Source organism: Tenacibaculum crassostreae (assembly GCF_964512405.1).
GTDB lineage: Bacteria > Bacteroidota > Bacteroidia > Flavobacteriales > Flavobacteriaceae > Polaribacter > Polaribacter crassostreae.
Genome location: NZ_CAZELE010000003.1, coordinates 530,416 through 541,095 on the forward strand (window position 1 = coordinate 530,416; position 10,680 = coordinate 541,095).

A 10,680-nucleotide genomic window follows, 5' to 3' on the forward strand; every position below is an offset into this window, starting at 1 on the left:
CCCAAGAGAAAAGAAGCGAAGGAAGAATGCAAAAGGGTGAACGAAAAGCGGACACACCTTTTAGTTTGAGAGCGGAATATTCTTTAAAAGGGAATATGACTTTCATAGCAAATAATACATTGAACAGAAGTGGTCAAGGTTCTGGAGCTGCATCTGTAAACACTGCTTTTGATGGTAAAGGAAATAATGACGATAATGGTAATAAATACATGGATTATGTTGATATTGATTCAGATGCATCAACATTTTCGTCAAGTAGTGCTACACTAACGTTACCTGGTTGTTCTCAAGTAACTTATGCAGGCTTATATTGGGCAGCTATTTATCCGTATGATCATTGGGATGAAAAAGGGGGTGCAAATACAAGAGATAGTGATTTTAATACCATGAAGTTTAAACTTCCTGGTGCAGCAAGTTATTTAGATATAACTGCTGACAATATCATTTATGATGATGGGATTTCTACAGAAAAACCTTATGTGTGCTATAAAGATGTAACTAGTTTAGTACAAGGATTATCCGATCCTAATGGTGTGTATTTTGGAGCTAATATTAAAGCAACAATAGGAAAAGATAAAATTCCAGGTTTTTCTAGTCTAGGTTCTTCAGCAGGTTGGGTTTTAATGGTAATCTATGAGAATGAAACTGAATCAAGAAAAAAGTTTTTTGTTTTTGATGGTTTTAGTACAATTAAGTTACAATCAGATGGAAGTGCTGGGGAGTATGATGTACCATTTTCTGGTTTTACAACCATACCAACTGGTCAAGTAGGAGCTAACTTTTTAATTGCTACACTTGAAGGGGATGTAAATATTGACGGAGATAGCTTTCAAATACAAGATACTTCAAATAATTTTCAAGCATTAAGTACTCCGAGTCTTAATGATACTGATAACTTTTTTAATAGTACAATTACTGTTAATGACGCTTATTTATCAGGTAGAAACCTCGATAGTGAAAATACACTTGGTTTAGATGTAGATTTTTTTGAATTAAATAACCCAGGTAATACATTAATAGGTAATAATCAAACAAGTGGTGTAATGCGTTTTTCTTCTGAAGGAGATACCTATTGGCCATTTTTATTAGGATTATCAGTTGAGGTTATTGAACCAGAAGTTCGTTTGGTTAAAACTATTGACGATGGTGTTAGTCAAGGTTCAAATAATTTAGGAGGTACAGATGTGTCTCTTGGAGATTATCTATGGTATGATATAAGTTTTCAAAACATAGGAAGTGATGATGCGACCAATACCGTAGTAATTGATAGATTACCAAAAAATGTATACTTAATTGAAAGTGACATTATTTTACCTTCAGGTGTAACCTATACATATGAAGAGCCAAGTGCAGCAAACGAATTTAGAGGAGAATTACGTTTTTCTATACCTGATGGTTATGTAGAACAAGAAGATCCTGCTTATCATATTCGATTAAGAGTTCAAGTAGCACCTGATTGTACTCAGTTAAGAGATGTGTGTTCTAACGTAATTGAAAATCAAGCTGCCGCAAATTATGAGGGAGTAGTTTCAGGTATCGTTATAGAAAATGAAGATAGTTTTGCAGATGTAGATGCTTGTGGTTTTGGTGTAGTAGGAGCTTCTAACTTCTTAATTGATGCTGATGGATGTACCTTTGAAAGAAATCAAATAATTTGTGGTGCTAGCACAACGTTAGTAGCAGGTAGTGGTTTTATATCTTATTCTTGGGAAAATGCTGCAAATCCTGGTGTTGTTATTGGTACAGACCAAACTTACGAGGCTACTGCGGTAGGTACTTATATTGTAACTAGAGTTGCACCAGTAGGATGTATAGGGCAAACAGAAACTATACATGTAATTTCTTATGATGATGAACCTAATCCATTAACGTCATTTGCAGATCAGGTTTTAACCTGTGCTAATAATGGTTTAGAGTTAGCCGAAATGTATTTATGTACAGGAGATACGCGTACTATTAATTTACCATTTGACCCTTCTTCAGCTACAACTGTAAGATGGTTTCAATTAGATGAAGCATCTTGTGATGATGAAACACAAGAAGGATGTCCTAATGTAAATACTGCATGTACATGGAATGAATTTGGGAATAGTGAACTTTCTCAAGATTTTACAGATGCTGGTGAATATCGTTTAGATGTACTATACGACGGTCAATGCCCTAGAAGCTATTATTTTAATGTTTACAAAGCTACATTAACACCTCAAATCGTTGTTGACGAAATTATTTGTGGTAATGCAGGTACTATTACAATTAACAATGTGCCACCAACTTATCAATATAGTTTAAGTGGAATTCCAGGTACGGCAACCGATGGTTATTTTGTTGATTTTCAAGATAGTAATGTGTTTTCAGTTACGCAAGCAGGAGATTATGATTTAACAGTGCGTTTAAATCCTTCTGAACCAGGAGCTTCTTGTACTTACTCATTTGATTTAATTTACGTAGGTGCTTTAAATATAGATTTACAAGTACAAACTGAAGATATGTTATGTGCTAACGGACCAGCAATTATTAGAGCACAAATTAAAAATGTACCAGGTCCTTATACTTATACGTTAACAAATGCAGCTGGTAATACAATAGGATCTCCAGTTAGTATTACTGATAATAGTTATGAGTTTACAGTAAATGATGGAGGTGATTATACAATGTCAGTATCTACAGCAGAATGTTCTGCATCTACTACTGTAACAATTAATGAGCCTGCTGAACTAACGCTTTCAGCAATAAAAACGAAAGATATTTCTTGTGAGAATGGTAGCTCACCAGGAATTATTGAATTAACAGCTAATGGCGGAACTATTGATACTACATCAGGAAACTCATACACTTTTGCTATTTGGTCAATAGATGGAACAGATTTATATTCAGATATATCTGCTATTCCATTATCTGCTCAACTAACTTCAGGAACTAATACTTATACTTACACAGTGCCTGTTGGAAGCGAAGGTACATATGAGTTTGTTGTAATAGATCATAATAACTGTTATACAATATCGGGTCCTATTGAAGTAGTTGTAGAACCTGAACTTCAATTCACACATACTGAAACTAATATTACTTGTTTTGGTGATAATGACGGAACTATTAATGTTGGAGTTAATGGAGATAATTTAGGATATTCAGTAGAATATAGTATTGATAATGCAACTTGGAATTTTACAGGAGTATTTGACAACCTTTTACCAGGAACTTATACCGTTTATATAAGAGCTTCAAAAAGTTCATACCAATGTTTATATGAAATTCCTAATCTTCTAATTAGCGAGCCTACCCAGTTAACAGGAGGTAGTGCTGCGGCAACAGATTTAGAATGTGATCCGTCTGGAGGAACAATTTTTGGTACTATAACTTTTACAGACCCATCAGGAGGTACATTAGGTTATACTTATGAATATAAATTAAGTACCGATACAAATTATGCGACTGCAACTTCTAATCCGGTTGCAGGTCTTACAGCAGGAACTTACAATACTAGAGTAGTAGATGCTAATGGATGTATTATAAATTTAAATGATGTAACCATTGCAGGTTTACCAGCTGCACCTACTTTGTCTAGTTCTGTTACTTATAATTGTGATGGAACAGGAAATGTTACGATAACTACAACTCCTGCAGGCACTTATACTTTTACCTTAGGTGCGGATTCAAATAATACAGGGATTTTTAACAATGTAGCAGTTGGAGCCCATACAGTTTCAGTGGCTTATGGTAGTAATTGTAATGAAGTTATTAATGTAGATGTTATTGCTGGAAACGAATTTACGGCTACAATTACAGGAAGCACACCAAATGTATGTTTTAATAGCAATAATGGAACAATAACTATTGATGCTTCTAATTACGGAGGAGTTTCTTATGAATATTCTACAAATGGAGGAACTTCTTGGACGACAACCACAAGTAATCCAACTGTTGTAACTGTTGCAGATGGAACATACGACGTTCAAGTACGTCCAAATAGCTCATCTATAGCAGTATGTACATTACCTATAGGAACTGTTACTATTGCAAATCCAACCCCGGTAATAGTAGTAGCACAGGTAACAAAAGAGGTTACGTGTGATCCAGCAACAGGAGCAACGATATCTATAACAGATACTAATGGAGGAAACGGAGCACCATACACCTATGAATTATTTGATAATTTAGGAGGATCAGTATCAACAACAGCACCATTTACAGATGTTGCAGCAGGCGATTATACAGTTGTAGCAACAGATTCACAAGGATGTGAATCAGCACCGTTTGCTATTACGGTTAATGCAATAACCAATTTAGTTTTTGATGTTACTCCGGTTTTATGTTATGACGGTACAAACGGAACGTTAACTGTTAATGTAAGCTCAGGAAATGGAGGGTACTCATATAGTTTAGATGGAGGTACAACTTGGCAAGCATCAAACATATTTACAAATTTAACAGATGGTGCATATAATGTAACTGTTTTAGATAGTAGAGGGTGTACAGATACACAGTCAGCAACTATTTTACCACAGGTAACAGCAACGATTACTCCAGTAAGTGCAACATGTAATGATGGTCAAATTGTAATTACACCAAGTGGAGGTGATGGTAACTTTGTATTTGTTGTAGAAAATACATCAACAGGAGTTATAACAAATCATACAACTAGTCCTATAGATATACCAGCGGGAACTTATAATGTAAGTGTACGAGATAAAAATGGCGGTACCGATTATTGTGAATATTCAAGTACAATAACAATAAATCAAATAGTAGATCCAACAATTACTACATCAACAGTACAGCCAGATTGTAATGCAGACACAGGAACTATAAATGTTACAGTAGCAAATGGAGTAGCAGATTATACGGTAACTGTTACAGGACCAACAACACCTCCTGCTCAAACAGGAAGTGGATTGAATTATACATTTACAGGATTAGCAGCAGGAAATTACACAATAAGCGTAACTGATGCTAACGGATGTACTTCACCAGTAAGTAATGAAACAATTACAGCTCCACCAGCATTAACAGGAGGAAGTGCAGCTGCAACAGACTTAATGTGTAGTCCAACAGGAACTATATTAGGAACAATTACGTTTACAGCTCCGTCAGGAGGTACACCAGGGTATACTTATTTTTATGCCGTAGCAGGTTCAGGAAGTTATGTACAAATAGCAGGAACTACGGTTTCTAATATCAATCCTGGAACTTATGATACTAGAGTAGTAGATGCTAATGGATGTCCACTTGACTTAAACCAAGTAACTATTGCAGATTTACCAACAGAACCTACTTTAGCGAGTTCAGTTTCATATAACTGTGATGGAACAGGAGATATAACAGTAACCCCACTAGATGCAAGCTACGTATATACTTTAGATGGAGGAACTACTATTCAAACTGGAAATAATGTATTTACAAACGTACCAGTAGGAGCACATACCATTTCGGTAGCGTATGGTAGCAATTGTTCGGTAGATATAAATGTAAATGTAGAGCCTAATCAACAGTTTACAGCAGCAGTAACAGGACAAACAAATCCTGTGTGTATTGGGGATTCAAACGGAACAATTACGGTTGAAGCTTCATTCCCATCAAGTGCACCGGCATCTTTTGATTATTCTACAGATGGCGGAACAACATGGACAAATTCAGGAGCTAATCCGTTTACAATTCCAGGTTTTTCAGCAGGAACACACAATATTCAAGTTCGTCCAGCAGGAGTAACTTCAGGATGTGATGTACCATTAGCATCAGTAACATTAACAGACCCAACCCCAGTAACAGTAGTAGCACAGGTAACGAAAGAGGTTACGTGTGATCCAGCAACAGGAGCAACGATATCGATAACAGATACTAATGGAGGAAATGGAGCACCATACGATTATGAATTATTTGATAATTTAGGAGGATCAGTATCAACAACAGCACCATTTACAGATGTTGCAGCAGGCGATTATACAGTTGTAGCAACAGATTCACAAGGGTGTGCATCAGCACCGTTTGCTATTACGGTAGTTGATAAAGCTGATGTTACTTTTACTCCTGTACCACAATGTTATGATGGCACTAATGGAGAAATAGAAATAACCGTTAACACAGGAAATGGTGATTATTCATACAGTTTAGATGGAGGTGTTAATTATACACCTGTGAGTACCAATCCGTTTACAATTTCAGGATTAGGAGCTGCGACTTATAATATTAGAGTACAAGATGGAAGAGGTTGTTTTGCAGACGGTACAGCAACAATTAATCCACAATTATTTGCAACAGCTACACCTACCAATGCGAGTTGTGTTGCTACAGGAGAAATTTTAGTTAATCCAACAGGAGGTTCAGGTTCAGGTTATGAGTTTTCAGTTGTTCCTGATGGTTCAGGAGCAGGAGCATATAGCGGAACAAATCCAATAACTGGCTTAGCGCCTAATACTTATGACGTATATGTAAGAGACGATGCAGGATGTATTTACATTGTACAAGATGTAATAATTGATACAACAACTCCTGTAGACATTACTGCTACCGTTAACGAACCAACTTGTAATGGAGATACAGGTAGCGTTGATGGACAAATAGTGGCAAATACAGGACAAGCACCACATACAATTGTATTAACTGATGGTTCAAGTGCTGTAGTTGAAACAATAAGTAATTTTACTGGTAGCAATTTCAACTTTAACAACTTAGGTCCTGATTCATATACAATTACTATTACAGATGATTTAGGATGTCAGGATACGTTCACATTTACGTTAACGAATCCACCAGCAATTGTAGTTGATATACAGGATGTTTTACCTTCTAGTTGTATTGTAGATCCAGCTAATACAGGTTTTAACTTTATTAATGTTAACCCTACTGATTATTTACCTAATACATTACAATATAGTTTAGATAACGGAAATACATGGGTTGATTTTTCATCTACTAATGGGCAAATAAGAGGTTTAAATTCAGGAGATGTGGTTTTTCCTGCATTACAAACTATCGATGGATCAGGAAATACATTATGTTTAGTTTCTTATGGAAGGTACGAAATAGCATTCAACGTAAGTGGTTTAATTGTAGATCCTATAGCAAACCCAGGTAATTGTTCAGTTGGTTTTTCAGTAACTGTTGAAGCATTAGGAGGTGGTTCAACTAGTGTATTTGAGTTTGCCATTAACTCTCCTTCTGGTTGGGTTGGGCCTGATGCACTTAATAATGGAACACTTGGTGATCCAGACAGAACATATACTTTTACCGGCTTAACACCAGGTTTAACGTATGAATTTTTTGTTAGAGACACGAAAGGGACAGCTGACCCTTCTGATGATTGTATTGAAAGAAATAATGAAGATCTTTATGCAGATTTTACCCCTACAGTTCCAATTACTCCTACGGTAAATAACAATCAATGTAATGGAAGTTCTAATGGACAAATAACATTTTCGATAGATAACTCTTCTGGAGATTTAAATAATGACTTTACTTGGACTCTATATGAAAGAGATCCAATAACTAATGTAGGATCTCCTGTATCAGCAGCATATACTAATGTACCACAGAATCTTTTTGCAGATATTATAACTACAGGTTTATCATCAGGAGTTTATTATATTATACTCACAAATACGACAGGAGGACCACCAGTTTGCGAATTTGGTAGTTTAGATGTAGTTGTAGAAGAAGGAACACCAATTCAAGGAAATTTAAATGCCCTTAATGATATTACATGTAGTGTTGATGGAGCAGTTAGAATCGAAAACGTTTCGGGTGGTTTCCCTGGATACGTTTACACAGTTTCAGCTTATGAAACAGGTACGCCGGCAAATACAGTTCCGTTTAATCTTTCAGGAAATTTAATAACAGTAGATGATGCTACTTTAGGAGGAGTAACCTCTGTTGATGTAGAAGTGTTAGTAACCGATACGAATGGTTGTACTACTAATTTAGGACCAGTTACATTAGCATTAATTTCAGGACCAGTATTAGAAGCTGGAGATATTACAACAAGTAGTTGTGATGTAAACAAAACAATTACAATTACAGGTAATAACGGAGTGGCTTTAGGAGGTACACCACCATATCAGTATTCAAACGATGGAGGAACTACGTTTACAGCTCCAACAAGCAATACAACCTATACTTTTACAGGATTAACTCCTGGTAATTATGATATGGTAGTAAGAGATGCGAACGGTTGTGAGGCTTCTCAAAACGGAATAACAATTTATCCTGATATCGACTTTAACTTACAATTAGGTGATAATGCTACTTGTATACCTGGTAATGACGGTGAAGTAATTATAAATGTAACTTCTGGTACAGGAGGAAATTATAATTATAGTTTTGATACAGGTTCTTTAGGAACAATAAATTCACCTGCAACTACTGTAACAGTAGGCTCGTTATCACCAGGGGTACATAATGTAACTGTAACCGATGTAACTTCAGGGTGTTCAGATGTAAAACAAATTACAGTCCAAAATCCTGTAAACCCTAATTTTACATATGTAGCAGAAAACAGTCTGTGTTTTAACGATAATTCAGGAACAATTACGTTAATTCCTATAACTAACGGAGCAGAACCAACAAGTTATTCTATCAGTCCAATTGCTGGTACAATAACAGGAAATGTAATTTCTGATTTGCCACCAGCTACATATTCGGTAACTGGTACAGCTGCTAATGGATGTACATTTACAATTAACAATATAACTATTGGTGAGTATGCGCAGATTGTTCCTACTGCACCAGTAGTAGATGAATTTGGATGTAGCTCTGGTAATACACCGGATGTAGCTACCGTAACAGTTCCTGGAGCTGTTGGAGGTTCTGGTAACTATGTTCGTTATGTATTTACATATACACCAGTAACTGGAACACCAGAAACACAAGATTCAAACAATCCAGTATTTACAACTACAAATACTGCTGGAGGTACGGTTGATATTTTAGTATACGACGATCAAGGATGTTCAGGAAATGTTTCTACTGATATTGATCCGTTTGATGCACTTACTTTTACAAATATTAATCTTGATACAGCTATTACCTGTAGTGCAGGAGCAGATATAACAGTTAACTATACATCTACCTTAGGTACAGCTGCTAATATTACCATTGAAGGAATTAATGGAAATGCTTATCCTGCAACTACACAAAATGCGGTAGCTTCTGGAGATTTTGATAATTTACCAACTGGAGATTATCAAATAACAATAGCGCATCCAACTACAGGTTGTGAAATAGTAACGTATTATACGGTAGACGATGCACCTGAATTTGATTTATTAATTACTGAAGTAAAAGATGAAAGTTGTAAAGATGCTGAAAACGGTAAGGTAGTTTTAGAGTTTAGTTCTTCAACCCCGTATGGCGGACAATATGATTTTGAATTATATGATGCAGCTACAAATACATCTATAGACTTAGGAATTACAGGTCTAAATGTACCTCATGTAGGTGTTATAGCACCAACAGATGTTCATAATTTACCTTCAGGAACGTATTATATTATAGCTACTTTAACTGATGCGCCTAATAATACATGTACAGCAAGAACAGCTAATTTCACTATTAATGAACCAGATGATAATTTAGATGTTACCGCTGTAGTTAATCCAGTTATAAGTTGTTTTGATGCTGATAATGCTACTATTACAGCAACAGCAACAGGTGGTTGGGGAAGTTATGTATATCAGCTTGAATTAGTATCTAATCCAGGTGTTGCTTACAACGGATATACATTTAGCACAAATAATGTATTTACTAATGTAGAACCAGGAGATTATAGAGTTGTTGCTAGAGATAAAAATGGAGATGGTGATTTAGTAAATATTGCAGAAGCAATTAGTTGTAGAGTTTCAGAATTCCCGATAACAGTAGCGAATCCAGACCCAGTAACGTTTACAGTAGTAGAGAATGATAATGCTTGTGATACATCAGTAGATGGAAGCATAGAGGTTAACGCAAACGGAGGTACAGGTACATATGTTTATAGCATTACAGGAACTTTAGGGTACTCGAATACACAAACATTAAATGCAAACACCTATACGTTTAGTAATTTACCTGCAGATACTTATACAGTAAATGTTGTAGATTCTAACGGATGTGATGCAGGAACTCCAACAGATATTACAATAAATCCAGATGTAAACTTCTCATTAGTAGAAACTAAGAAAGTAGATTGTTCAGCATCACCTGATGGAGTTGTAACGGTAGATTTAGTGAATTGGTCAGCAACAAGTAATTATGAATATGATATTTCAGGCTCAGTTGATGGTGCATTAGCGGCAAATGTTGCTATTACTAGCGATCCGTTTACAATCACAATTCCTAGTGCCAACGCTACACCGCAAACATATACAGTAACGGTTAGAGATTTAGGAGCAACACCAGTTTGTTCAGTTTCAAAAGATATTCTTATTGAACCAGAAATCAGACCAGTATTTACACCAACAGTAACGGTTAACGATATTTGTTTTGGAAGTTCAGATGGAGAAATTTCTGTAACACCAACAGATAACGGAATTTTACCATTGACATATACTATTAGTCCAGATCCAAATGGAGCTAGCGGAGTATCATCAAACACAACAGTAGTTTTTGGTAATTTACCAGCAGGAGCATATACGATTACAGCAGTAGGAGATAACGGATGTGATACTCCAATGAATGTAACAATAAGAGAAAATACCGAGATAGATATTT

At 35.8% G+C, this 10,680-nt stretch carries 1 protein-coding gene; it reads left to right on the forward strand.

Annotated elements, in window-relative coordinates:
• Positions 1-95: 95 nt before the first annotated feature.
• Positions 96-10,680 (forward strand): beta strand repeat-containing protein (locus ACKTST_RS04755; RefSeq protein WP_408046589.1); only part of this gene is annotated, 10,585 nt, incomplete at its 3' end.